The sequence below is a fragment of the Mesorhizobium sp. M1143 genome (genome assembly GCF_040318435.1).
In the GTDB taxonomy this organism is placed as follows: Bacteria; Pseudomonadota; Alphaproteobacteria; order Rhizobiales; family Rhizobiaceae; genus Mesorhizobium.
Map to the genome: position 1 here is coordinate 23,651 of NZ_JAMYMJ010000029.1, position 22,707 is coordinate 46,357.

The 22,707-nt window shown below is 62.1% G+C and carries 24 protein-coding genes; 19 read left to right on the top strand and 5 right to left on the bottom strand.

All coding sequences use genetic code 11. The features are described from left to right. Positions 1 to 127: 127 nt before the first annotated feature. On the bottom strand, positions 128 to 1,243 hold the full coding sequence (gene ald / locus NKH35_RS19510) for an alanine dehydrogenase (protein WP_352915885.1): 1,116 nt from the start codon (positions 1,241 to 1,243) through the stop codon (positions 128 to 130). Positions 1,244 to 1,398: 155 nt separating this feature from the next. Here ald and NKH35_RS19515 point away from each other — a divergent pair, with 155 nt between their 5' ends. After that, on the top strand, positions 1,399 to 1,872 hold the full coding sequence (locus tag NKH35_RS19515; RefSeq protein ID WP_023668897.1) for an Lrp/AsnC family transcriptional regulator: 474 nt from the start codon (positions 1,399 to 1,401) through the stop codon (positions 1,870 to 1,872). Here the strand turns inward: NKH35_RS19515 and NKH35_RS19520 are convergent. After that, positions 1,869 to 2,534 (bottom strand): 5-formyltetrahydrofolate cyclo-ligase, encoded by a 666-nt coding sequence (locus tag NKH35_RS19520; RefSeq protein WP_352915886.1) that lies wholly within the window; start codon positions 2,532 to 2,534, stop codon positions 1,869 to 1,871. The genes NKH35_RS19515 and NKH35_RS19520 overlap by 4 nt on opposite strands. Positions 2,535 to 2,715: 181 nt before the next feature. Here NKH35_RS19520 and NKH35_RS19525 point away from each other — a divergent pair, with 181 nt between their 5' ends. Continuing rightward, complete coding sequence (locus NKH35_RS19525) at positions 2,716 to 3,981, top strand: NAD(P)/FAD-dependent oxidoreductase (protein WP_352915889.1); 1,266 nt, start codon at positions 2,716 to 2,718, stop codon at positions 3,979 to 3,981. Between the two features lie 141 nt (positions 3,982 to 4,122). Beyond that, positions 4,123 to 6,102 carry a bifunctional 2',3'-cyclic-nucleotide 2'-phosphodiesterase/3'-nucleotidase gene (locus NKH35_RS19530; RefSeq protein WP_352915892.1) on the top strand — a complete coding sequence of 660 codons (1,980 nt, stop codon included), beginning with the start codon at positions 4,123 to 4,125 and terminating at the stop codon, positions 6,100 to 6,102. 61 nt (positions 6,103 to 6,163) lie between these two features. On the opposite strand, the gene NKH35_RS19535 is transcribed toward NKH35_RS19530, so the two are convergent. Continuing rightward, a complete protein-coding gene (locus NKH35_RS19535; protein ID WP_352543606.1) occupies positions 6,164 to 7,414 on the bottom strand; it encodes a class I SAM-dependent methyltransferase in 1,251 nt (416 codons plus the stop codon). 259 nt (positions 7,415 to 7,673) lie between these two features. Between NKH35_RS19535 and NKH35_RS19540 the strand changes: the two genes are divergently transcribed. The 6 genes from NKH35_RS19540 to NKH35_RS19565 all read left to right on the top strand — a co-directional run bounded on the left by NKH35_RS19540 (position 7,674) and on the right by NKH35_RS19565 (position 10,767). Next, positions 7,674 to 7,808 carry a hypothetical protein gene (locus NKH35_RS19540; protein ID WP_023688440.1) on the top strand — a complete coding sequence of 45 codons (135 nt, stop codon included), beginning with the start codon at positions 7,674 to 7,676 and terminating at the stop codon, positions 7,806 to 7,808. A 114-nt stretch (positions 7,809 to 7,922) separates the two neighbouring features. After that, positions 7,923 to 8,213 carry a Dabb family protein gene (locus NKH35_RS19545; protein WP_023691273.1) on the top strand — a complete coding sequence of 97 codons (291 nt, stop codon included), beginning with the start codon at positions 7,923 to 7,925 and terminating at the stop codon, positions 8,211 to 8,213. Positions 8,214 to 8,268: 55 nt separating this feature from the next. Next, positions 8,269 to 9,141: a VOC family protein gene (locus NKH35_RS19550; RefSeq protein WP_352915895.1), complete on the top strand. Its 873-nt coding sequence runs from the start codon at positions 8,269 to 8,271 to the stop codon at positions 9,139 to 9,141. Then, positions 9,138 to 10,016: a 3-deoxy-8-phosphooctulonate synthase gene (gene kdsA / locus NKH35_RS19555; protein ID WP_023706540.1), complete on the top strand. Its 879-nt coding sequence runs from the start codon at positions 9,138 to 9,140 to the stop codon at positions 10,014 to 10,016. Before NKH35_RS19550 ends, kdsA begins: the two co-directional genes overlap by 4 nt. A 97-nt stretch (positions 10,017 to 10,113) precedes the next feature. Then, entirely contained in the window at positions 10,114 to 10,317 is a 204-nt protein-coding gene (locus NKH35_RS19560) for a dodecin family protein (protein WP_023668908.1), read from the top strand. A gap of 84 nt (positions 10,318 to 10,401) precedes the next feature. Beyond that, on the top strand, positions 10,402 to 10,767 hold the full coding sequence (locus NKH35_RS19565; RefSeq protein WP_023668909.1) for a PRC-barrel domain-containing protein: 366 nt from the start codon (positions 10,402 to 10,404) through the stop codon (positions 10,765 to 10,767). An 82-nt stretch (positions 10,768 to 10,849) separates the two neighbouring features. Here the strand turns inward: NKH35_RS19565 and NKH35_RS19570 are convergent, their stop codons facing one another. Together NKH35_RS19570 and NKH35_RS19575 are read right to left on the bottom strand one after the other, a co-directional pair. Further along, on the bottom strand, positions 10,850 to 10,972 hold the full coding sequence (locus NKH35_RS19570; RefSeq protein WP_023734039.1) for a hypothetical protein: 123 nt from the start codon (positions 10,970 to 10,972) through the stop codon (positions 10,850 to 10,852). 109 nt (positions 10,973 to 11,081) lie between these two features. Then, a complete protein-coding gene (locus NKH35_RS19575; protein WP_198029707.1) occupies positions 11,082 to 12,662 on the bottom strand; it encodes a glycoside hydrolase family 19 protein in 1,581 nt (526 codons plus the stop codon). A gap of 103 nt (positions 12,663 to 12,765) precedes the next feature. On the opposite strand from NKH35_RS19575, the gene eno reads away from it, so the two are divergent. The 10 genes from eno (at position 12,766) to lipA (ending at position 22,697) form a co-directional block, all read left to right on the top strand. Beyond that, positions 12,766 to 14,040, top strand: coding sequence for a phosphopyruvate hydratase (eno, locus tag NKH35_RS19580; RefSeq protein ID WP_023682561.1), 1,275 nt, complete (start codon positions 12,766 to 12,768; stop codon positions 14,038 to 14,040). A gap of 138 nt (positions 14,041 to 14,178) precedes the next feature. Next, a complete protein-coding gene (locus NKH35_RS19585) occupies positions 14,179 to 14,502 on the top strand; it encodes an FtsB family cell division protein (protein ID WP_023682560.1) in 324 nt (107 codons plus the stop codon). A gap of 195 nt (positions 14,503 to 14,697) precedes the next feature. Further along, on the top strand, positions 14,698 to 15,744 hold the full coding sequence (gene pdhA, locus NKH35_RS19590; protein WP_023734037.1) for a pyruvate dehydrogenase (acetyl-transferring) E1 component subunit alpha: 1,047 nt from the start codon (positions 14,698 to 14,700) through the stop codon (positions 15,742 to 15,744). Positions 15,745 to 15,759: 15 nt separating this feature from the next. Next, a complete protein-coding gene (locus NKH35_RS19595) occupies positions 15,760 to 17,181 on the top strand; it encodes a pyruvate dehydrogenase complex E1 component subunit beta (RefSeq protein ID WP_023734036.1) in 1,422 nt (473 codons plus the stop codon). Between the two features lie 18 nt (positions 17,182 to 17,199). Further along, positions 17,200 to 18,621 (top strand): pyruvate dehydrogenase complex dihydrolipoamide acetyltransferase, encoded by a 1,422-nt coding sequence (locus NKH35_RS19600; protein ID WP_023668916.1) that lies wholly within the window; start codon positions 17,200 to 17,202, stop codon positions 18,619 to 18,621. A 14-nt stretch (positions 18,622 to 18,635) separates the two neighbouring features. Continuing rightward, positions 18,636 to 19,055, top strand: coding sequence for a hypothetical protein (locus NKH35_RS19605; RefSeq protein WP_023668917.1), 420 nt, complete (start codon positions 18,636 to 18,638; stop codon positions 19,053 to 19,055). Next, on the top strand, positions 19,052 to 19,693 hold the full coding sequence (locus NKH35_RS19610) for an SGNH/GDSL hydrolase family protein (protein WP_023682555.1): 642 nt from the start codon (positions 19,052 to 19,054) through the stop codon (positions 19,691 to 19,693). The genes NKH35_RS19605 and NKH35_RS19610 overlap by 4 nt, the downstream gene beginning before the upstream one ends. A gap of 21 nt (positions 19,694 to 19,714) precedes the next feature. Next, positions 19,715 to 21,163, top strand: coding sequence for a dihydrolipoyl dehydrogenase (gene lpdA / locus NKH35_RS19615; RefSeq protein ID WP_352915899.1), 1,449 nt, complete (start codon positions 19,715 to 19,717; stop codon positions 21,161 to 21,163). 102 nt (positions 21,164 to 21,265) lie between these two features. Beyond that, complete coding sequence (locus NKH35_RS19620; RefSeq protein ID WP_023668920.1) at positions 21,266 to 21,523, top strand: GlsB/YeaQ/YmgE family stress response membrane protein; 258 nt, start codon at positions 21,266 to 21,268, stop codon at positions 21,521 to 21,523. A gap of 208 nt (positions 21,524 to 21,731) precedes the next feature. Continuing rightward, positions 21,732 to 22,697 (top strand): lipoyl synthase, encoded by a 966-nt coding sequence (gene lipA, locus NKH35_RS19625; protein ID WP_023688453.1) that lies wholly within the window; start codon positions 21,732 to 21,734, stop codon positions 22,695 to 22,697. Positions 22,698 to 22,707 lie beyond the last annotated feature (10 nt).

Sequence of the window (22,707 nt, forward strand, 5' to 3'; positions counted from 1 at the left end):
GCCGGGCCGTTTCGCCGTGATGTTGCCTTAGAGCCCGCAATTTGTGAGCACGCGGCCAATAAAAAACCCGCCGGCGCAACCGGCGGGTGAGGGAGGCAGAACTGCTTGAGTCGATTAAGGCGTCTGGTCAGGCAGCCAGAACCACTTTCGGTTCGACCAGCTCATAGCCGAGTGCTTCGGCGACGGCGCGATTGGTGATCTTGCCCCTGTGGACATTGAGGCCGTTGCGCAAATGGTGGTCGTCGACCAGCGCCTTCAGGCCCTTGTCGGCCAGCTGCAGGCCATAATGCAGCGTCGCGTTGTTGAGCGCGTGCGCCGAGGTCACCGGCACGGCTCCCGGCATGTTGGCGACGCAGTAGTGGATCACGCCGTCGACCTCATAGGTCGGCTCGGCATGGGTAGTGGCGTGCGAGGTCTCGAAACAGCCGCCCTGGTCGATGGCGACGTCCACCAGCACCGAGCCCTTCTTCATGCCCGACAGCATTTCGCGAGTCACCAGCTTGGGTGCAGCAGCACCCGGGATGAGCACGGCGCCGACGACGATGTCGGCCGAGAAGCATTCTTCCTCAAGCGCCTCGACTGTGGAGTAGCGGGTGTGGACGCGGCCGGTAAAGAGGTCGTCCAGCTGGCGCAGGCGCGGGATCGAGCGGTCGATGATGGTGACGTCGGCGCCGAGGCCGACGGCCATGCGGGCGGCATGCAGGCCGACGACGCCGCCGCCGAGCACGGTGACCTTGCCGGGCAGTACGCCGGGCACGCCGCCGAGCAGCACGCCGCGGCCACCATTGGCCTTCTGCAGCGCGGTCGCGCCGGCCTGGATCGACAGGCGGCCGGCAACTTCCGACATCGGCGCCAGGAGCGGCAGGCCGCCGCGGTCGTCGGTTACGGTCTCATAGGCGATTGCGGTGACGCCGGACGCGAGCAGGCCCTTGGTCTGCTCCGGATCCGGGGCCAGGTGCAGATAGGTGTAGAGGATCTGGCCGTCGCGCAACTGCGCCCATTCGTTGGGCTGCGGCTCCTTGACCTTGACGATCATGTCCGACTTGGCGAACACGTCGGCGGCGGTCTTGGCGATGGTGGCGCCGGCGGCGCGATAGGCATTGTCATCGGCGCCGATTCCCGCGCCGGCGCCGCGTTCGACCAGCACTTCATGGCCATGCGCAACATATTCGCGGACAGAGCCCGGCGTCAGGCCGACGCGGTATTCGTGGTTCTTGATTTCCTTGGGGCAACCGACGCGCATAGTCTTCTCCTGATCCGGCCCTTCGGGCTCGTTCCCTGTATCAACCGAGTGAACCACGAATCGTTGCGCAGGTGTTTGCGAATGCGCTTGCGCGGGGTCACGCGTTTCGATAATCGTTGCGCGAAATTGCAGAATTTTCGCAGGAATCACTGTAAATGCCGCTCGACAGGATCGATATCGCCATTCTCGAGGCACTGCAGAAGGATGGCCGCATACCCAATGCGGCGCTCGCCGAAAGGGTCGGCCTGTCGCAGTCGGCCTGTTCGCGCCGGCTCGACAATCTGGAGAAATCCGGCACCATCCGCGGCTATCACGCCCGGCTTTCGAATGCCGCGCTCGGCCACCAGATGACGGCGATCGTGCACATATCGCTGTCGGGACAGTTCGAAAAGACGCTGTCGGATTTCGAGGCGGCGATCAAGCGCTGCCCCAATGTGCTGTCGTGCCACCTGATGTCGGGGGAATACGACTATATCCTGCGCATCGCCGCCAAGGATCTGGTCGACTATGAGCGCATCCACAAGGAGTGGCTGTCGGCGATGCCGCATGTGACCAAGATCAATTCATCCTTTGCCCTGCGCGAGATCGTCGACCGCACGGCGATGGGCATGAAGCCGGAACTGGCCTAGCCCTGAGCAGTCTCGGTCACCAGCCTATCCATTGGGATGTCGTGCGGCTGCGGGTAGATGGTGGCTATGCGCTGCAGTTCGTAGCCGACTCCGATGACCAATGGCTTGAACGGCATGGCAGCCAGCGTGCGGTCGAAGAAGCCACCGCCATAGCCCAGGCGGTAGTTTCGCGGGTCGATGCCGACGATCGGCGAGATGACGATGTCGGGCAGCACCGGCTCGCCTTCGGCCGGGATCGGGATGTTCCAGATGCCTTTTTCCAGCCGGTCGCCGGGCACATAAGCGCGGAAGATCAGCGGCTGGCCTTTCTCGATCACGATGGGCAGCGCCGTGCGGCCGCCGCGCTGGTTGATCGACGCCATCCACGGCCGCAGGTCCGGCTCGCCGCGAAACGGCCAGTAGAGGCTGACCATGCGGCCGGCAATGTCGCCGATTGCCGCGTCGAGACCTTCGGTGATAGCCCGCGACATCGCCAGCCGCGCATCGGCCGAAACCGCCAACCGTGCCGCGATCAGACGCTCGCGCTCGGCCTTGCGCCAACGGCGCACATCGGTCCAGTCGGTCAATGGCGCGCGAAATTCCGGATCGAGTTCGTGCATGAAGCAAGGCGGCGAAGAATATTGCGCCCGCCCTTTGCGATCTTTGTCATCGTCGTTGGCCATGCTTCACTCCCGTGGTTCCAGCCCCTGCAAGGCTATACCCGTCCAGGCTTGCCGACATAGGCATTCGCGACATCCGGCGACGAGTCCTGGGCAGCCTTACGCGCGGCAGTCTAGCGCGCCGCGACATTGTTGCGGTGCACAAAAATCACTAGATAAAGAGAGACAAACAGGGGTGAATGCGATGAGTGAAACCAGCCATCATGTCGTTGTCGTCGGCGCAGGGTTCGGCGGTCTCGAACTCACCCGGGCGCTGGCCGGCGCACCCGTGCGCATCACCATGATCGACAAGCGCAACCATCACCTTTTCCAGCCGCTGCTTTACCAGGTGGCGACCACCTCGCTGGCGACCTCGGAAGTTGCCTGGCCGATCCGTCATCTGCTGCGCAAGCGCGAGGACGTGACGACCCTGCTCGGCAACGTCACCGGCGTCGACCGTCCAGGCAAACGCGTGCTGCTTGGGGACGGCAGTTCTGTTCACTACGACACGCTGGTGCTCGCCACCGGCGCGCGTCATGCTTATTTCGGCCACGACGAATGGGAGCCTTTCGCGCCCGGGCTGAAGACGCTTGAAGATGCAACCACCATTCGCCGGCGCATCCTGCTCGCCTTCGAGCAGGCCGAGCGCGAGACCGATCCGGCCAAGCGCCAGGCACTGCTGACACTGGTCATCGTCGGCGGCGGCCCGACCGGCGTGGAGCTTGCCGGCACCATTGTCGAACTCGCGCATGAAACGCTGCGTGGCGAATTCCGCAACATCGACACGCGTGAGGCGCGTGTGGTGCTGGTCGAGGCCGGAGACAGGATCCTCGCCAATTTCGCGCCAAAGCTGTCCGACTATGCGCGCAAGGCGCTGGAGCGGCGGGGCGTCACGGTCGAGCTTGGCCGCGCCGTCACGCGCCTCGATGCCGAAGGCGTCGTCTTTGGCGATACGCATCTGCCGGCGCGAACCATCCTGTGGGCCGCCGGCGTGGCGGCTTCGCCCGCGGGAGAGTGGCTGGGCGCGCCGGTAGACCGGGCGGGCAGGGTTATGGTCGAGCCCGATCTGACCGTGCCGAACAGTCCGGAGATCTTCGTCATCGGCGACACAGCGCATGTCTTGCGGCCGGACGGCAAGCGGGTGCCAGGCGTGGCGCCCTCGGCCAAGCAGGAGGGCAAGCATGTTGCCGCGACGATCAGGGCGCGGCTGGCCGGCGATAGCGCGCCGCGCCCTTTCCGCTACAAACATGCCGGCGACCTGGCGACGATCGGAAAGTGGGCAGCCGCGATCGATTTCGGCCGGATCAAGCTCACGGGATGGCTTGCCTGGTGGCTGTGGGGCGTGGCGCATATCTACTTCCTGATCGGTTTTCGCAACCGGCTCTCGGTGTCGCTTAGCTGGCTATGGATCTATTTCACCGGCCAGCGCAGCGCGCGGCTGATCACCCAGGGCGATGATAACAAGGGCTGAGGTTCTCAACCGCGGCCAAGGATATTCATCCAGCCGTCACCTTTTGCTGATCGACTGACTTCCCGATGGACATGGCCGGTTTTCGGCGCGAAGCTTCCGCCCGGGGCTGGGATCTTGTCACGTCGCTGGGAAGGAAAACCAATGCCGCATCTCAACTACCCCGTCTCCCGCCGTAGTTTGCTTGCCGGCGCGGCCGCCAGCGGGGCGCTGATCATGATGCATCCGTTTTCCGCCCGCGCGCAGGCCAATCAGGCGCATCTGAGGATCATGGAGACCACCGACATCCATGTGAATGTGCTGCCTTACGACTACTACGCAGACAAAGCCAACGACACGATGGGCCTGTCGCGGACGGCCTCACTGATCGCGGCGGTGCGCAAGGAAGCCACCAATGCGATGCTGATCGACAATGGCGATCTTTTGCAGGGCAATCCGATGGGCGATTACATCGCCTATGAGAAGGGCCTCAAGGACGGCGATCTGCATCCGATCATGAAGGGCATGAACCTGCTGGGCTATGAATGCTCGACGCTCGGTAATCACGAGTTCAATTACGGCCTGTCGTTCCTCGACAAGGTGCTGGCCGGAGCCAATTTCCCCTTCGTCTGCGCCAATCTGATCCGCGGCACCGAGCTTGCCGCCAACCCGCGCGACGACAAGCTCTACCTCAAGCCCTATGTCATCCTCGACAAGAAGATCAAGGACGGGTCGGGCGTCGAGCAGCCGATCAAGATCGGCATCATCGGCTTCGTGCCGCCGCAGATCATGGTCTGGGACCTGAAGAACCTGGAAGGCAATGTCAGGACGCGCGACATCGTCGAGGCGGCCAGGGCATGGGTGCCGCAGATCAAGGAGGAGGGCGCCGACATCGTCATCGCGCTCTCGCATTCCGGCATCGATATCAAGCAGGGCGACGGCATGGAGAACGCCTCCTTCTTCGTCGCCGGCGTCGAAGGCATCGATGCGGTGTTCACCGGCCATCAGCATTTGGTCTTCCCCGGCAAGAAGGATTTTCAGGCGCTCGATGGCGTCGACACCGAGAAAGGCACGCTGCAGGGCAAGCCCGCCGTGATGGGCGGTTTCTGGGGCTCGCATATGGGACTGATCGATCTGCTTCTGGAACGGGACGGATCGAAATGGCGCGTAGCCTCGGCCACATCTGAGGCAAGGCCGATCTACGAGCGCGTCGACAAGGCAAACAAGCCGACGGTGGCGGACGACCAGCGCGTCGTCGATGCGCTGAAGGCGGACCATGAGGCGACACTTGCCTATGTCCGCCGACCGGTCGGCAAGACCTCGGCGCCGCTCTATTCCTATTTCGCGCTGGTCGCCGACGATCCGTCGGTGCAGATCGTCAACCAGGCGCAGAGCTGGTACCTCAAGGACATATTAAAAAGCACGCAGTGGAAGGACGTGCCGCTGCTGTCGGCGGCGGCGCCCTTCAAGGCCGGCGGGCGCAACGGCGCCGACTACTATACCGACGTGCCGGTGGGCGACATCGCCATCAAGAACGTCGCCGACCTCTATCTCTATCCGAACACGGTGCGCGCCGTCGAAATCACCGGCGCGCAAGTGAAGGAATGGCTGGAAATGTCGGCCGGCATTTTCAGGAAGATCGAGCCGGGCAAGGCCGACCAGGCGCTCATCGACACCGAATTCCCGTCCTACAATTTCGATGTGATCGATGGCGTCAGCTACGGAATAGACCTGTCGCAGCTGCCGAAATACGATGCCAAGGGTGGCGTCGCCAATGCCGGCTCGAACCGCATCGTCGGCCTCAGCTTCGACGGCAAGCCTATTGATCCGGCAGCGAAATTCGTCGTCGCCACCAACAATTACCGCGCCGGCGGTGGCGGCAATTTCCCCGACATCAATGCCTCGAAGATCATCTACGAGGCGCCGGACACCAACCGCGACGTGATCGTGCGCTACGTCGTTAGCGAAGGCACGATCAATCCCTCGGCCGACGACAATTGGTCGTTCACGCCGCTGCCCGGCACCAGCGTCGTGTTCGAGACCGGCCCCAAAGCGAAGGATTTTATATCGGGAGTGAAATCGCTCAAGATCGAGCCGGCCGGCGAGGGCGAATCCGGGTTTGCGAAGTATCGCATCCTGCTTTGAGGCAAACGCGCAGGTAACAGGGAAAACGAGCGGGCATACGCCCGCTCAATCACGCTTCGGATCAGGCCTTGTAGACCACCTGGCGCACGTCGATGTAGCTGGCGCGGAAGCCGGCTTCGCAATAGTGGAGATAGAATTCCCAAAGCTTCTTGAAGCGGTCGTCGAAGCCGAGCGGGACGATCTTTTCCCACGACGCCCAGAAGCGGTTGCGCCATTCGGCAAGCGTGCGGGCATAGTCGTCCGGAAAGACGCGCTCGCGCAGATGGGAAAGGCCATGGTCGCTGCCCAGCGTCTTCAGGATCGACGGCGTCGGCAGCATGCCGCCCGGGAAGACATAGCGCTGGATGAAATCCGGCCGCGCCCGATAGGTGTCGTAGGCGGCCTCGTTGATGGTGATGATCTGCAGGCCGGCGGTGCCGCCGGGCCTCAGGCATGCCTTCATCTTGCCGAAAAATACCGGCCAATATTTTTCGCCGACCGCCTCGAACATCTCGATCGAGGCGATGCGGTCGTAAGTGCCCGTTTCGTCTCGGTAATCCTGCAGCTTGATGTCGACCTTGTCAGACAGTCCCGCCTTCTGGATGCGCGCCTTGGCGAAATCGTGCTGTTCGCGGCTGATGGTCAGGCCGGTGACGCGGCAGCCGATCTCGCGCGCGGCAAATTCGGCAAAACCGCCCCAGCCGCAGCCGATCTCGAGCACATGGTCCTTCTTGCCGATACCCGTATCCTTGGCCAGCGCGCGGTATTTGGCGGCCTGAGCGCTTTCCAGGTCGTTGGCGCCGGTCGCATAGAGCGCCGACGAATAGGTCATGCTGGGATCGAGCCATTGCTTGTAGAAGGCGTTGCCGAGATCGTAATGCGCCGAGATGTTGCGCTTCGAGCCTGTGCGGGTGTTTTCGTTGAACCAGTGGCGGATGCGCTGGACCGTGTTGATGAGCCAGCTGGCGCCGCCGGCAATGCGTTCGCCAACGGCCGAGTTGACAACGAACAATTCGAGGAAGCTGGTTACATCAGGGCTTTCCCAGTCGCCGTCCATGTAGGATTCGGCAACGCCGATGGTGCCGCCGGAAAAGGCACGGCCGGGCAGGCGCCAGTTCTTCAACACCAGTTCGGCATCCGGCCCGGGTCCATTGCCGCCGACAAGCACCGCCCGGCCATCCGGCATCCTCACCTTCAGCGAACCGCGCGGCAATTTCATCGCCGCCGACAGCACCATGCGCGCCTTGGCCGGCAGGCCCTTGACCATCTCGGCGAAATTGAGTTCGTCCAGCCTGATGGCGTCGCCGATGCCTTTGTATTCCCTGACAGCCATCTCACACCCCCCCTGGTTTCCGCGGGGGCGGCGCAAGATCTGCCGGCCTCCACATCCTCCACTTTCATTCGCCAGGCGCGAACGCCGTAGCCTGCGTGAATTTTCGCCACAATCTTCCATGGCATTGGCCGAAACTTCAAGAGGCATGCTTCGTGCGGCGCTGGCCCAGCTTGCCGGCCTGAGGCCAGAATCCGCGGGAGAGCGCGGCCCTCGGCGAAATCGCTATGGTTACGAACAGCCACATACGTTAGTTTCAGCCATGCGTTATGTCATCGTCATCGTCGCCATCGCCTTTTTCCTGATCTGGGACGGCCTCTACAATCAGGGCCGCTATCTCGACACGACGGTCAGGGAGATGTCGCGCGTCGTGCGCTACGTCACCGGCAAAGCCTAGCTTTTTGCGCCTCTGCAAAGTCGCCTGCCGGCATTGCCGGGCGCGACATCGTGGCGGTTGACGCGACGGTCCCGCTCACACAAAACATGCCGCAAATCGAACGTGGAGGCAGGCGTGATCCGGCATATCGTTTTCTTCAGCGCGCGGCGCAAGGACGATGTCGAGGCCGTGCGCACAGGCTTGCTCACACTGGGCAAGATCCCGCATTCAAGCCTCTTTGAGGTGACGCTCAACAGCAAGGTCGATCCGCTGTCGGATGCGATCGACGTGGTCGTCTATGCCGAGTTCGAGGATGATGCCGCGCTTGCCGCATACAAGGCGCACCCGCTCTATGCCGAGACGACCAGCCGGGTCAAACCCTTGCGCGAATTGCGCTATTCGGCCGATATCGTGGCGACGGCCTGATCGGGCCGGCAAGAGGCCTTGAACCAATTTCGGGAATGATGCACACCGCGCCGGCATGACCAGCACGACCCATCCGCTTGACCATCTGGTGCTGCCGACGGCGAGCCTCGCCGTGGCGCGGGCGCGGCTGACATCGCTTGGCTTCATCGTCGCGCCAACCGGCATTCATCCCTTCGGCACCGAAAATTGCTGCGTCTTCCTTGCCGACGGCACCTATCTCGAACCGCTGGCGGTTGGGAACGAACAGCTGGCAGCGAGTGCGATCGCCGGCGGCAATGTCTTTGTCGCGCGCGACCGGCTCTATCGCGCCAGGCTGGGCGATGAGGGCTTTTCCGCCGTGGTGCTGGCCACCGACGATGCCGATGCGGACCATGCGCGCTTTATCAAAGCCGGCCTGTCGGCGGGAGACGTACTGAGCTTTTCCCGCGCCTTCACCGACACGGCCGGAAAGAGCGACATGGCCTCGTTCAAACTGGCTTTCGCCGCCGGCGCCGAGACGATGGACGCCTTTCTGTTCGCTTGCGAGCGGATCAACGCCCCTCAAATCGACCGTACGGCGCTGCAGGCTCATGCCAATGGCGTGACCGGCATTGCCGAAATCGTTGCGGTCAGCGATGTGCCTTCCACACAGATCAGCCTGATCTCGACAGTGGTTGGCTCGGAGCAGCAGAGCAGCGCGGTCTTCGCCCTGCCGAATGCGCGTCTGACCGTTCTGGATCCTGCGGCTTTCACCGCGCGCTTCGACATTCCGGCCGGTGCGCCGACAAGAGTTCGCTTCGCCGCGATTGTCTTTTCAGTCCGCAGTGTCGGCGCTGTCGCGAGGCTGCTTGCAGACAACGCCGTCGGGCACGATATAGCGGGCAACGAAATCGTCGTGCAGCCGGCATCCGGACAGGGCGCGGCTTTCATCTTCCGGGAGACCCCATGAGCAAGCCGCAAGGGCCTAATTCGATGGCGCCGAATTCGTCGGTAACCGTCGGCAACGTCGTCTTCGACAACAGCGGGCCCTTGGCGTTGATCGCCGGCCCGTGCCAGTTCGAATCGCGCCAGCACGCTTTCGACATGGCCGGCGCGCTGAAGGAACTGACCGGCAAGCTCGGCATCGGCCTCGTCTACAAGACCAGCTACGACAAGGCCAACCGCACCTCGCTGTCGGCAACGCGCGGCGCCGGCATGGACGCGGCGCTTCCGGTGTTCGACGAGTTGCGCAAGGCGTTTTCGCTTCCCATTCTGACCGATGTCCACACCGAGGAGCAGTGCGCGATCGTAGCGCACCATGTCGATGTGCTGCAGATCCCGGCCTTCCTGTCGCGCCAGACCGACATGCTGGTCGCCGCGGCCAAGACCGGCAAGGTGATCAACGTCAAGAAGGGGCAGTTCCTGGCGCCCTGGGACATGAAGAACGTGGTGGCCAAGATCACCGGCTCCGGCAACCCCAATGTGCTGACCACCGAGCGCGGCGCTTCCTTCGGCTACAACACGCTGGTGTCGGACATGCGGGCTTTGCCCGTGATGGCCGAGATCGGCGCGCCGGTGATTTTCGACGCCACCCATTCGGTGCAGCAGCCGGGCGGGCAGGGCGGTTCCTCCGGTGGCGAGCGCCGCTTTGTCGAGACGCTGGCGCGGGCTGCCGTTGCCGTCGGCGTCGCCGGCGTGTTCATAGAGACCCACCAGGATCCCGACAATTCGACCTCCTCCGACGGGCCCAACATGCTGCCGCTGAAGGACATGCCGGCGCTGCTCGAAAGACTGATGGCATTCGACCGCATCGCCAAGAATGCTGCTGACCTGAACCGAGGCTGATGGTTTCGGCTATGGCGCGCGCGCTGCCCTGCTTGTGGAAGGCATAAGCCGGCTGTAGGCTCGCTGCTGCAAATGAGCGTCTTGGCAGGAGGAAGCCATGTCCGTCGCCCGCGTCACCGAAATCACGTCGTCGTCGAAAAAGAGCTTTCAGGACGCCATCGAGAAGGGGATTGAGCGCGCCTCAAAGACCCTGAAGAACGTCGAAGGCGCCTGGATCCAGGACCAGAAGATCGTCGTCGAGGACGGCAGGATCGCGGCCTATCGCGTCAACATGAAGGTGACGTTCATCCTCGCGGAGTAACCGCCCGCCGCTCGAAAAAACGGGAACTTTCGCCCGCGCCCCTCATTGTCAAAGTATCGATCAACGACATGAGGAGCAGCAGCCATGACCACCCAGACAGGCCACACCGAAGCCATCGCCGCTTCGCGCGTCATCGGCACGTCGGTCTACAACACCGAAGGCACGAGCATCGGCAGCATCGAGGACATCATGCTCGACAAGACGTCGAACGGCATCATGTTCGCGGTGATCGGGTTCGGTGGATTTCTCGGCATTGGCGAGAAGTATCACGCCATTCCGTGGGCGAGCCTCGACTATGACGAGGACAAGGGCGGCTATGTCGTGCCGTTCTCGAAGGAGCAGCTGAAGGCAGCACCCGCCTATTCGATCAATGAACTGGCCGGCGCCGATGGCGAGGCCGCGCGTGATGCTTCCTATGATTACTACAAGGTCACGCCGTATTGGCATTGATCAGCTGCGCTGACGCCTGACGTGAAAAGGCCCCCGAATTCCGAAACGGGGGCCTTTTCAGTGCAACCCGACAGTTTCTAAATTATTCTGCCGCATAAAACGTGGACAGCTGCGTCGCCGCCCTTGGCGGCTGCTGCGTATCGCAGGACGTCAGGAACGCCGCCGCGATCAGGAACAAACTCACGATACCGCTCAACTCGGACATGGCGAAACTCCTCCTGTTTCGCCCCGCGCATCACCATCCTAGTCGACACAGAGATTGTTATCTCTGAATTATGATGACGTGGTGTTGTCGAACGTGATCCGAGGCATGCTCAGCCGAGGAGTCCGGCATTCTTCACCGCCTTGAAAACCTTTTCGTGCCAGGCGATCCGATCCGCTTCGCCATTGGCCTGCGTGGCGGAATTGGCGTTGCCGACGTTGATCGCGCGCGAGATCTTTTTGATCAGGCCGGCATCGGCAAAGGCATTGCAGCCTGACCCTTTCCATTCGGCGCAAGCTGCGAGCAGCGAAGTCTGCGGATCCTCGATCAGTTCAGGATGATTGGCGAGGTCAACCTTGGCGAGCTTGCCCTTGGCCGTGTACGCGTCGCGCCCGGTGGTCTGGAACGTGCCGCCGCCGCGGAAATTGAAGCCGTCCAACGTTCCTTTCACATTGCCCATGCGGCCGCCATAGGCCCAGTCGCCCAGGGCTTGCGGCTTGCGCAGCAGGTTGTCCCCGATCCACTGATCGGTCTTGCCCGCGGCTCGCGACCTCCATGCGTTCCGGATTGCCGCCACGGTCGTGTAGGTCAGGGATTCGCGAATGAGGGTGAAGCCACCGGTTTCCATCGCCGCTTGAGCGAAGAAATGCATCAGCCGATCATAATTGTTGCACACGCCATGATCGCCAAGTGTCTTGAGGCCCTTGTCGGAGGTAAAGGCGCCGATGTAACCGTCATAGATTGTTCGCTTGGAACCGCTTGCCGGTCTCGGCGCGAATTTCTGGAAGACCGCTGCCGGCAAACCCTTGTTCGGATCGCCCGCAACCGCTTCGAGCACGATCTCGACACTCTCGGTCGACAGCACCGGTTCGCCTTCGACGACCACCGAAGCATTGGGAATTCGCTTGCCGTTGCTTTTCGGGAAGCCACCGCCGGCAAAGGTTTTCAGATCGTCAATGAGGGCGATTACGCGTGTCCGGCTCTCCGTGAAATCCATGTCGGAAAGAGGACCGCTCACCTTCTTCGTCGGGTTGATGCATCCGACGCTGGACAGGAAATTGACGCCCGGATGGATCAGGATTTCGGTGCGCTTGTTGGTCTTCAGCAGTTCGAGTCCAGGTTTGGGTGGCGTCTTGGCGCCAGTGTAGCCTATGGTCACATATTTGCCTCCGGCCTGTGTCGCCAGTGGATAGGTGCCGGGCTCGATGCGCCTGCCATTGTCTTCTTTGGAATTGTCGCCAGGGCCGCGAGATTCACACACGAACCCCGATAGACCCGTTACTGCCGTGCCGTTGTGGAAGACTTTATAGGTACCAACTGTCCTGCGTCGGGTGCCCCTCATATGCTCGACTTTGCGGCTAATAAGAAGTTCCCAGCCAGTGCCTGAAATCGCTGCCATTGCCGCCTCCCCAAAGAGTTCAAGTTTGTTGATTTCACTGTGGTCGCCAAATAGTTCGCGTTGTAGATGTGACGCTAACATCTTCGAATTCTCTGCATTGTGAAGTTTGTCACGTTGGCGGTAGCCTCTTTTGAAGCATCTGCTGGAGTTTGCGTGCCGCCTGGTATTTTGTGATAAGGGATTGCCGCAATCAAAGGGGAGGGGCACCCGCCCCATGCGGCGCCAGACATATGACGTCAGGGCGGGCTGTTTGCGTTCAGATGGCGTCGCCCATGCCCCACGGCCTGAGCGCATGGGGCGATCGTCACTATTATTTCATGCCATTCCTGATTGCCTTTTGCGGCACTTTGGCTAAGAGGGGCGCGACGCTTTCAATCGATCAATCGGGGACATCGCAATGACCGCCATCATCGACATTGTCGGGCGTGAAATCCTGGACAGCCGTGGAAATCCGACCGTCGAGGTCGACGTCGTTCTCGAAGACGGCTCAATGGGCCGCGCCGCGGTGCCGTCGGGCGCGTCGACCGGCGCGCATGAGGCCGTCGAACTGCGCGACGGTGGCGCCCGCTATCTCGGCAAGGGCGTGCTCAAGGCGGTCGAGGCCGTCAATGGCGAGCTGTTCGAGGCGATCGGCGGCATGGAAGCCGAAAACCAGATCCACATCGATCAGACCATGATCGAGCTCGACGGCACGCCCAACAAGAGCCGGCTCGGCGCCAACGCCATCCTCGGCGTCTCGCTGGCGGTCGCCAAGGCCGCGGCGGAAGCCGCCGGACTGCCGCTTTACCGCTATGTCGGCGGCACCAAGGCGCATTTGCTGCCGGTGCCCATGATGAACATCATCAATGGCGGCGCGCATGCCGACAATCCGATCGATTTCCAGGAATTCATGATCCTGCCGGTCGGCGCGCCGACTTTGCGCGAAGGCGTGCGCTGGGGCTCGGAAATCTTCCACACGCTGCGCAAGAAGCTCAAGGATGCCGGCCACAACACCAATGTCGGCGACGAAGGCGGCTTCGCGCCCAATCTGAAGAGTGCGCCGGTGGCGCTCGATTTCATCATGGAATCAATCGAGAAGGCCGGCTTCAAGCCGGGCGAAGAGATCGCGCTCGGTCTCGACTGTGCGGCGACCGAATTCTTCAAGGACGGCAATTACGTCTATGAGGGCGAGAAGAAGACCCGCGATCCGAAGGCGCAGGCCAAGTACCTGGCCAAGCTCGCCGCCGACTATCCGATCATCTCGATCGAGGACGGCCTGGCCGAGGACGACTGGGAGGGCTGGAAGTACCTGACCGATTTGATCGGCAACAAGACGCAGCTGGTTGGCGACGACCTCTTCGTCACCAACACGGCGCGGCTGCGCGACGGCATCCGCATGGGTGTCGCCAATTCGATCCTGGTCAAGGTCAACCAGATCGGCTCGCTTACCGAAACGCTCGACGCTGTCGAGACCGCGCACAAGGCAGGCTACACAGCCGTCATGTCGCACCGTTCGGGCGAAACCGAGGATTCGACCATCGCCGACCTCGCCGTCGCCACCAATTGCGGGCAGATCAAGACCGGTTCGCTGTCGCGCTCGGATCGCATGGCCAAGTACAACCAGCTGATCCGCATCGAGGAAGAGCTCGGCAAGCAGGCGCGCTACGCTGGCAAGTCGGTGGTCAAAGCCTAAATTCTGCCGAACTGGCGAAAACGATGGAAGGGCGGGATTTTCCCGCCCTTTTTCGTTGCGGCCGCTGGCTAATGCACCTGTCCGTAACCGTCCATTAAGCACAATCGAGCGACAAATGGCGGTCAAAGGATTGCGACCATGTGGACACGCCAGCACAAGCAGAGAAACACCGGCCGGCTGATCATCCCGTCGCTTTGCGTGGCGTTCCTGGCCTATTTCGGCTTCCATGCCTATCATGGCGAGTTCGGCATCAATTCCAAATATCAGCTCGAAGCGCAGACCATCGAATTGCAGGCCAAGTACGATGCCATCAAGGCGCGCCGGATCGATCTGGAGCGGCGCGTCCAGCTGATGCATGAGGGCACGCTTGAAAAGGATATGCTCGACGAGCAGGCACGCCGGGCGCTCAATCTGTCCCAGCCCGATGAAATCACCATCATGCTGCCGGCCAATTCGAAATAACCTAATTTCGGTTAATCGCTTTTATTTCCAATGATTCTAGGCGTTTAGATGCATGCCAGCCATGCGTTTTTCTGCATGGCGAAACGCGGTCTCGCATGTTAGCTTCCTTCCAATCGGTGGGGAGGAGCTGATCCTCCCCGGAGCAGACATGGTCTGCTTTAGTGTCCGCAAAGAGACGCCAACAGGGAGTGATGCATGGCCACCGCCGCCAAAAAAGCGCCTGCCAAATCCGTTAAATCGACATCCGCCAAACCAACCGGGCTTTCCGCCCCCAAGCCGGCCGACTTCACCAAGGACGAGGAGCTTGCCGCCTACCGGCACATGCTGCTTATCCGCCGCTTCGAGGAAAAGGCCGGCCAGCTCTACGGCATGGGCTTTATCGGCGGCTTCTGCCACCTCTATATCGGCCAGGAAGCGGTCGTCACCGGCATGAAGATGTCGCTGATCAACGGCGACCAGATGATCACCGCCTATCGCGACCATGGCCACATGCTGGCGATGGAACTGTCACCGCGGGGCGTCATGGCAGAGCTGACCGGACGCCGTGGCGGCCTGTCGAGGGGCAAGGGCGGCTCCATGCACATGTTCTCCAAGGAGAAGCATTTTTACGGCGGCCACGGCATTGTCGGCGCGCAGGTCTCGCTCGGCACCGGTCTCGCCTTCGCCAACCGCTACCGCGACAACAACAATGTGTCGCTGACCTATTTCGGCGATGGCGCTGCCAATCAGGGTCAGGTCTATGAAAGCTTCAACATGGCCTCGCTGTGGAAGCTGCCGGTGATCTACATCATCGAGAACAACCGCTACGCCATGGGCACTTCGGTGTCGCGCTCGTCGGCCGAAACCAATTTTTCGCATCGCGGCGCCTCGTTCAAGATTCCCGGCATTCAGGTCGACGGCATGGATGTGCGTGCGGTCAAATCCGCCGGCGATCAGGCGACCGAATGGTGCCGTGCCGGCAACGGTCCGATCATCCTCGAGATGCAGACCTATCGCTATCGCGGTCACTCGATGTCGGATCCCGCGAAATACCGCTCCAAGGAAGAAGTGCAGAAGATGCGCTCGGATCATGATCCGATCGAGCAGGTCAAGGCGCGGCTGACGGCCAAGAAGTGGGCGACCGAGGACGAGCTCAAGAACATCGACAAGGAAGTCCGCGACATCGTCGCCGACGCCGCCGAATTTGCCCAGCACGACGCAGAGCCGGATCCGTCCGAGCTCTGGACCGACATCGTATTGTAACGGGAGGGCAAGGACATGCCGATCGAAATTCTCATGCCCGCTCTCTCGCCGACCATGGAAGAGGGCAATCTTTCCAAGTGGTTGAAGAACGAGGGCGACAAGGTCGTCGCCGGTGATGTCATCGCCGAGATCGAAACCGACAAGGCGACGATGGAAGTCGAGGCCGTCGATGAAGGCACGATCGGCAAGATCGTGGTTCCCGCCGGCACCGAAGGCGTCAAGGTCAATGCGGTGATCGCCGTGTTGCTGCAGGACGGCGAAAGTGCAGGCGATGTCGAAAAGAGCGGCCAGCCTGCCTCAACCCAGGATGCCGTTTCCGCTGGCGGTCAGCGGACCGATGCAGCCGAGGAAGGCTCAAAGGCGGCTCCCCAGGATGCCGGCGAGGCTCCGAAGGCAGTTCCCGCCGCTCCGGCGGCCAAACCTGCGGCCGATCCCGATATTCCCGCCGGCACCGAGATGGTCTCGACCACGGTGCGCGAGGCCTTGCGCGATGCCATGGCCGAGGAAATGCGCCGCGACGGCGATGTCTTCGTCATGGGCGAGGAGGTCGCGGAATACCAGGGCGCCTACAAGATCACGCAAGGCCTGCTGCAGGAATTCGGGCCGCGCCGCGTGGTCGACACGCCGATCACCGAGCATGGCTTTGCCGGCGTCGGCGTCGGTGCGGCGATGGCCGGCCTGAAGCCGATCGTCGAATTCATGACCTTTAATTTCGCCATGCAAGCGATCGACCAGATCATCAACTCCGCCGCCAAGACCCTCTATATGTCGGGCGGCCAGATGGGCGCGCCGATCGTGTTCCGTGGCCCGAACGGGGCTGCCGCCCGCGTCGGCGCCCAGCATTCGCAGTGCTATGCCGCCTGGTACAGCCATATTCCCGGCCTGAAAGTGGTGATGCCGTACACGGCTGCCGATGCCAAGGGCCTGCTCAAGGCGGCGATCCGCGATCCGAACCCGGTCATCTTCCTCGAGAACGAAATCCTCTACGGCCAGTCCTTCGACGTGCCGAAGCTCGACGATTTCGTGCTGCCGATCGGCAAGGCGCGCATTCACAAGCAGGGCAAGGACGTCACCATCGTCTCGTTCGGTATCGGCATGACCTATGCCATCAAGGCGGAAGCCGAACTGCGCGGCATGGGCATCGATGCCGAGATCATCGATCTCCGGACCATCCGCCCGCTCGACCTCGACACCGTCATTGCCTCCGTAAAGAAGACCAACCGCCTGATCGTGGTGGAAGAAGGTTTCCCGCAAAGCTCGGTCGGCGACCACATCGCCAATCAGGTGTCGCAGCGCGCCTTCGATTTCCTCGACGCGCCGGTCATCACCATCGCCGGCAAGGACGTGCCGATGCCCTATGCGGCGAACCTCGAAAAGCTGGCCTTGCCCAATGTCGGCGAGGTCATCGAGGCGGTCAAAGCCGTCACGTATCGCTGAGCCGGTCGGGAGGACATCATGCCAATCAACATCACCATGCCGGCGCTGTCGCCCACGATGGAAGAGGGCAATCTTTCCAAGTGGCTGGTCAAGGAAGGCGACAAGGTTTCGCCGGGCGACGTGATCGCCGAGATCGAGACCGACAAGGCGACGATGGAAGTCGAGGCCGTCGATGAGGGCACGGTCGCCAAGCTGGTCGTTCCGGCCGGCACCGAAGGCGTGAAGGTCAATGCGCTGATCGCCATTCTCGCCGGCGAAGGCGAGGATGCAGGTGCAGCGGCAAAGGGCGGCGGCGATGCCGCGCCCGCGAAGGCCGATGCCAAGCAGGATAAGGCGTCAATCTCCCCACCCGTGGGGGAGATGTCGACGAAGTCGACAGAGGGGGGCGCTGCCCCGCCGACCTCTCAGTCTGTCGCGCCCCCCTCTGGCCTGCCGGCCATCTCCCCCACAAGGGGGGAGATCAGCCAATCGTCAGGCGAGCGCACCTTCGCCTCGCCGCTGGCGCGTCGCATCGCCAAAGACGCAGGCGTCGATGTGTCCGCCGTGACCGGCACCGGCCCGCATGGCCGTGTCGTCAAGGCCGACGTCGAGGCGGCGATTGCCGGCGGTGGCGCCAAGGCTGCACCGGCCGCGAAAGCCGCACCTGCCGGCGCTCCGGCACCTGCGGCTCCGGCTGCGGCACCCAAAGCGATGTCGGACGAACAGGTGCTGAAGCTGTTTGCCGAAGGGTCCTATGAGCTCGTCCCGCACGACAATATGCGCAAGACCATTGCGCGCCGCCTGGTCGAGGCCAAGACAACCATCCCGCATTTCTACCTGACGCTCGACTGCGAGCTCGATGCGCTGCTGGCGCTGCGCACACAGATCAATGCGGCTGCTCCGACGAAGAAGACCGACAAGGGCGAGGCTCCCGTCTACAAACTCTCGGTCAACGACATGGTGATCAAGGCGATGGCGATGGCGCTGATGGCGGTGCCGGATGCCAATGCATCGTGGACCGAAAGCGCCATGGTCAAGCACAAGCACGCCGATGTCGGCGTTGCCGTGTCAATCCCCGGCGGCCTGATCACGCCGATCATCCGCCACGCCGACGAAAAGACGCTGTCCACTATCTCCAACGAGATGAAGGATCTGGCGAGCCGTGCCCGCAGCCGCAAGCTGAAGCCTGAGGAATATCAAGGCGGCACGACGGCTGTCTCCAATCTCGGCATGTTCGGCATCAAGGACTTTGCCGCCGTCATCAACCCGCCGCATGCGACGATCCTGGCGGTGGGTGCGGGCGAGCAGCGGCCGGTGGTCAAGAATGGCGAGATCAAAATCGCCAATATCATGTCGGTGACGCTGTCGACCGATCACCGCGCCGTCGACGGTGCGCTCGGCGCCGAACTTCTGGTCGCCTTCAAGCGCATGATCGAAAATCCGATGGGCATGCTGGTCTAGGAAGGAAAAAGGCTGTGCGGAAATTCGTCACCAGCCTTTTCGCCCTGATCCTTTCCGGCCTGGCCGGCGGGCTGGTGGCGCTGTGGCTGGCAATCGTCACCAATGCGAATTCCGAATACATCCTGGTCTTCATGGTTTCGGCGCTGGTCACCATCGTTGCGACCGTGGCGTTTTTCATCGCGCAGTTCGTGCCAAACCCGCAAAGGGCGATAAACCTGACGGGGCTTGTTGGGGTTTCGTTGTTCGTGCTGGCCGGAATCGGGCTGATTGCCTGGACCTTCTCGCAGCCGCCTGGCAAAGCCCAGTGGTCGGGCGATCTCCCCGTTGTCGCCGGTCTGTTTTTGCCAAGCATCGCCACGGTTATCGTGCAGTGGCTGTTCGTGGGATGGCGCGTGCGGCGCGGGCTTAGGGCGGAGGCGGGTGCGGGTGCATGAAGACGATCCTCTGCTACGGCGATTCCCTGACCTGGGGCTATGACGCGGCGAGCCTCGGGCGTCATGCGCTGGAAGATCGCTGGCCGAGCGTGCTCAAGGCGGCGTTGGGCGACGACGATATCGAAGTCATTGCCGAAGGTCTGAACGGCCGCACCACGGCTTTCGACGATCACCTGGCTGGTGCCGACCGCAATGGCGCCAAGGTGCTGCCGACGATCCTGACCAGCCATGCGCCGCTCGACCTGATCATCATCATGCTCGGCGCCAACGACATGAAGCCCTGGATCCACGGCAATCCGGTCGCGGCCAAGCAGGGCGTGCAGCGGCTGATCGACATCGTGCGCGGCCACGATTATCCGTTCGACTGGGCCGCGCCGCAAATCCTGATCGTCGCGCCACCAGCGGTCAGCCGCACGGACAATGCCGAATTCAAGGAAATGTTTGCCGGCGGCGACGAGGCCTCGAAGCGGCTGGCGCCGCAATATTCCGCGCTCGCCGACGAGGCCGGCTGCGGCTTTTTCGATGCCGGCACGGTGGCCGAGACCACACCGATCGACGGGGTCCATCTCGATGCCGAAAACACGCGCAATATAGGTGACGCATTGGCGCCATTGGTGCGTGTGATGCTGGAACTCTAGAGAAAATCAGGGAGAAACCCCGTGGCTGAATCCTACGACGTCATAATCATCGGCTCAGGCCCCGGCGGCTATGTCACGGCGGTGCGCTCCGCCCAGCTCGGCTTCAAGACTGCCATCGTCGAGCGCGAGCATCTCGGCGGCATCTGCCTCAACTGGGGCTGCATCCCGACCAAGGCGCTGCTGCGCTCGGCCGAGATCATGCACTATTCCGATCATCTGAAGGACTACGGCCTGAAGCTCGAAGGCGGCAAGGTCAGCGCCGACACGGCCGCTGTCGTCGACCGCTCGCGCAAAGTGTCGTTGAGGCTCAATGGCGGCGTCGCCTTCCTGATGAAGAAGAACAAGGTCGACGTTATCTGGGGCGAGGCCAAGCTCTCCAAGCCGGGTGAAATCGTCGTCTCCAAGACGGCCAAGAAACCGATGGAGCCGCAGCCGCCGGTGCCCAAGGGCGTCAAGGGCGAGGGCACCTATACCGCCAAGCACATCATTCTGGCCACCGGCGCCCGGCCGCGCGCGCTGCCCGGCATCGAGCCGGACGGCAAACTGATCTGGACCTATTTCGAGGCGATGGTGCCGAAGGAGATGCCGAAATCGCTGCTGGTCATGGGTTCGGGCGCCATCGGCATCGAGTTCGCCTCCTTCTATCGCACCATGGGCCCCGAGGTGACGGTGGTCGAGCTTTTGCCGGCGGTGATGCCGGTCGAGGATGCCGAGGTCTCGAAATTCGCGCAGAAGCAGTTCGAGAAGCAGGGCATGAAAATCATCCTCGAGGCCAAGGTGACCAAGGTCGAGAAGGGTGCCAACTCGATCACTGCCCACGTCGAGATGAAAGACGGCAAGGTCGAGAAGATCACCGCCGACCGCATGATCTCGGCCGTCGGCGTGCAGGGCAACATCGAGAATCTCGGCCTCGAGACGCTCGGCGTGAAGACCGATCGCGGCTGCGTCGTCATTGACGGCTATGGCAAGACCAACGTTCCCGGCATCTACGCTATCGGCGATGTCGCCGGACCGCCTATGCTTGCCCACAAGGCCGAGCATGAAGGCGTGGTATGTATCGAAAAGATCGCCAATTTCCCCGGCGTGCATGCGACAGACAAGCTGAAGATCCCGGGCTGCACCTATTGCAACCCCCAGGTCGCATCGGTCGGGCTCACCGAAGCCAAGGCCAAGGCCGAAGGCAAGGACATTCGTGTCGGCCGCTTCCAGTTCGGCGCCAACGGCAAGGCGATCGCGCTTGGCGAGGACCAGGGCTTCATCAAGACCATCTTCGACAAGAAGACCGGCCAGCTGCTCGGCGCGCATATGGTCGGCGCCGAGGTGACGGAGCTGATCCAGGGCTTTGTCGTGGCGATGAACCTGGAGACCACCGAGGAAGAACTGATGCACACCATCTTCCCGCATCCGACGCTGTCGGAGATGATGAAGGAAACCGTGCTCGATGCCTATGGCCGTGCGCTCAACGCGTGATAAATTGCTGCCGCGAGACTCAGACGCATGCGCCGGAGGAACCTTACGGCAAGACAGTTCGTTTCCGGATGCATTTTCACCTGACACTGGAGGAGTTGGCATATGGACGTGAATGGCGTGGGCTGGATTGCGGCCATCATCATCGGCGGTTTGGCCGGGTGGCTGGCCGAGATGGTCATGAAGAGCAATACCGGCGTCTTAATGAACATCATTATGGGCATTGTCGGCGCGGTGGTGCTGAACGCAATTCTCAGGGCGCTCAACATCGAACCCTTCGGTGTCGGCTGGCTCGCCTACCTGATCACCGGCTTCATCGGCGCCTGCCTGCTGATCTTTGCCGGGCGGCTCATTCGCCGATAAAACGGCTCGCCGTTTTATCTCGTTCTTCTGACGCAATTCCGGACGGAAAACCGTGTCACACTTTTCCTGGAATTGCTCTGGATCCCCGCTATGCGAAAAAGGCTGTGGCGGCATGCGCCGCCGCAGCCTTTTTCTTTGCACCGAAAAGTCCTAGATGACGCCAGAAGGGCGAATGCCGACGGGCAGACGCCAACAAGTCAGGTTTGAGATGGTCACTGTTCTCGACACGATCGCCAACGCGCCGCGCCTGCGGCACCCCGAGAAGGCACACAAGCCTGATCAGGACGTGCTGCGCAAACCCGACTGGATCCGCGTCAAGGCGCCGATGTCGAAGGGCTATGCCGAAACCCGCGAGATCGTGAAGTCGCACAAGCTGGTCACGGTGTGCGAAGAGGCCGGCTGCCCCAATATCGGCGAGTGCTGGGAAAAGAAGCACGCCACCTTCATGATCATGGGCGAGATCTGCACGCGCGCCTGCGCCTTCTGCAATGTCGCCACCGGCATTCCCACCGCGCTCGATGCCGATGAGCCGGCGCGTGTCGCGCATGCCGTCAAGCAGATGGGGCTGACCCATGTCGTCATCACCTCGGTCGACCGCGACGATCTCGCCGATGGCGGCGCGCAGCATTTCGCCGAGGTTATCCGGGCGATCCGAGCAGCGACGCCCTTGACGACGATCGAAATCCTGACGCCCGATTTCCTGCGCAAGGAGGGCGCGCTGGAGATCGTCGTGGCGGCCAAGCCCGATGTCTTCAACCACAATCTCGAAACCGTGCCGTCGAACTACCTGACGGTGCGGCCGGGTGCTCGCTATTTCCACTCGATCCGGCTGTTGCAGCGGGTCAAGGAGCTCGACCCGTCGATCTTCACGAAGTCCGGCATCATGGTCGGCCTCGGCGAAGAGCGGAACGAGATCCTGCAACTGATGGATGACCTGCGCTCGGCCAATGTCGACTTCATGACCATTGGCCAGTATCTGCAGCCGTCGAAGAAACACCACCCGGTGATCCGCTTCGTCACGCCGGAGGAGTTCAACTCCTTCGCGACGATCGGCAAGACCAAGGGTTTCCTGCTGGTGGCGTCGAGCCCGCTGACGCGCTCCTCGCATCATGCCGGTGACGATTTCGCCAGGCTGCGGGCGGCGCGTGAGGCGCAGCTCAAAAAAGCCAGTTAAATCCTGCTTC

What these genes read in the sequence shown, in the direction of transcription:
- NKH35_RS19595 (WP_023734036.1), top strand. Translation starts at nt 15,760, where the DNA reads ATGCCGATCGAAATTCTCATGCCCGCTCTCTCGCCGACCATGGAAGAG.
- NKH35_RS19520 (WP_352915886.1), bottom strand. Translation starts at nt 2,534, where the DNA reads ATGGCCAACGACGATGACAAAGATCGCAAAGGGCGGGCGCAATATTCT.
- NKH35_RS19620 (WP_023668920.1), top strand. Translation starts at nt 21,266, where the DNA reads ATGGACGTGAATGGCGTGGGCTGGATTGCGGCCATCATCATCGGCGGT.
- NKH35_RS19575 (WP_198029707.1), bottom strand. Translation starts at nt 12,662, where the DNA reads ATGCGCTCAGGCCGTGGGGCATGGGCGACGCCATCTGAACGCAAACAG.
- NKH35_RS19540 (WP_023688440.1), top strand. Translation starts at nt 7,674, where the DNA reads ATGCGTTATGTCATCGTCATCGTCGCCATCGCCTTTTTCCTGATCTGG.
- NKH35_RS19530 (WP_352915892.1), top strand. Translation starts at nt 4,123, where the DNA reads ATGCCGCATCTCAACTACCCCGTCTCCCGCCGTAGTTTGCTTGCCGGC.
- NKH35_RS19570 (WP_023734039.1), bottom strand. Translation starts at nt 10,972, where the DNA reads ATGTCCGAGTTGAGCGGTATCGTGAGTTTGTTCCTGATCGCGGCGGCG.
- kdsA (WP_023706540.1), top strand. Translation starts at nt 9,138, where the DNA reads ATGAGCAAGCCGCAAGGGCCTAATTCGATGGCGCCGAATTCGTCGGTA.
- NKH35_RS19565 (WP_023668909.1), top strand. Translation starts at nt 10,402, where the DNA reads ATGACCACCCAGACAGGCCACACCGAAGCCATCGCCGCTTCGCGCGTC.
- NKH35_RS19550 (WP_352915895.1), top strand. Translation starts at nt 8,269, where the DNA reads ATGACCAGCACGACCCATCCGCTTGACCATCTGGTGCTGCCGACGGCG.
- NKH35_RS19600 (WP_023668916.1), top strand. Translation starts at nt 17,200, where the DNA reads ATGCCAATCAACATCACCATGCCGGCGCTGTCGCCCACGATGGAAGAG.
- lipA (WP_023688453.1), top strand. Translation starts at nt 21,732, where the DNA reads ATGGTCACTGTTCTCGACACGATCGCCAACGCGCCGCGCCTGCGGCAC.
- NKH35_RS19610 (WP_023682555.1), top strand. Translation starts at nt 19,052, where the DNA reads ATGAAGACGATCCTCTGCTACGGCGATTCCCTGACCTGGGGCTATGAC.
- ald (WP_352915885.1), bottom strand. Translation starts at nt 1,243, where the DNA reads ATGCGCGTCGGTTGCCCCAAGGAAATCAAGAACCACGAATACCGCGTC.
- NKH35_RS19535 (WP_352543606.1), bottom strand. Translation starts at nt 7,414, where the DNA reads ATGGCTGTCAGGGAATACAAAGGCATCGGCGACGCCATCAGGCTGGAC.
- NKH35_RS19560 (WP_023668908.1), top strand. Translation starts at nt 10,114, where the DNA reads ATGTCCGTCGCCCGCGTCACCGAAATCACGTCGTCGTCGAAAAAGAGC.
- NKH35_RS19585 (WP_023682560.1), top strand. Translation starts at nt 14,179, where the DNA reads ATGTGGACACGCCAGCACAAGCAGAGAAACACCGGCCGGCTGATCATC.
- pdhA (WP_023734037.1), top strand. Translation starts at nt 14,698, where the DNA reads ATGGCCACCGCCGCCAAAAAAGCGCCTGCCAAATCCGTTAAATCGACA.
- NKH35_RS19525 (WP_352915889.1), top strand. Translation starts at nt 2,716, where the DNA reads ATGAGTGAAACCAGCCATCATGTCGTTGTCGTCGGCGCAGGGTTCGGC.
- eno (WP_023682561.1), top strand. Translation starts at nt 12,766, where the DNA reads ATGACCGCCATCATCGACATTGTCGGGCGTGAAATCCTGGACAGCCGT.
- NKH35_RS19515 (WP_023668897.1), top strand. Translation starts at nt 1,399, where the DNA reads ATGCCGCTCGACAGGATCGATATCGCCATTCTCGAGGCACTGCAGAAG.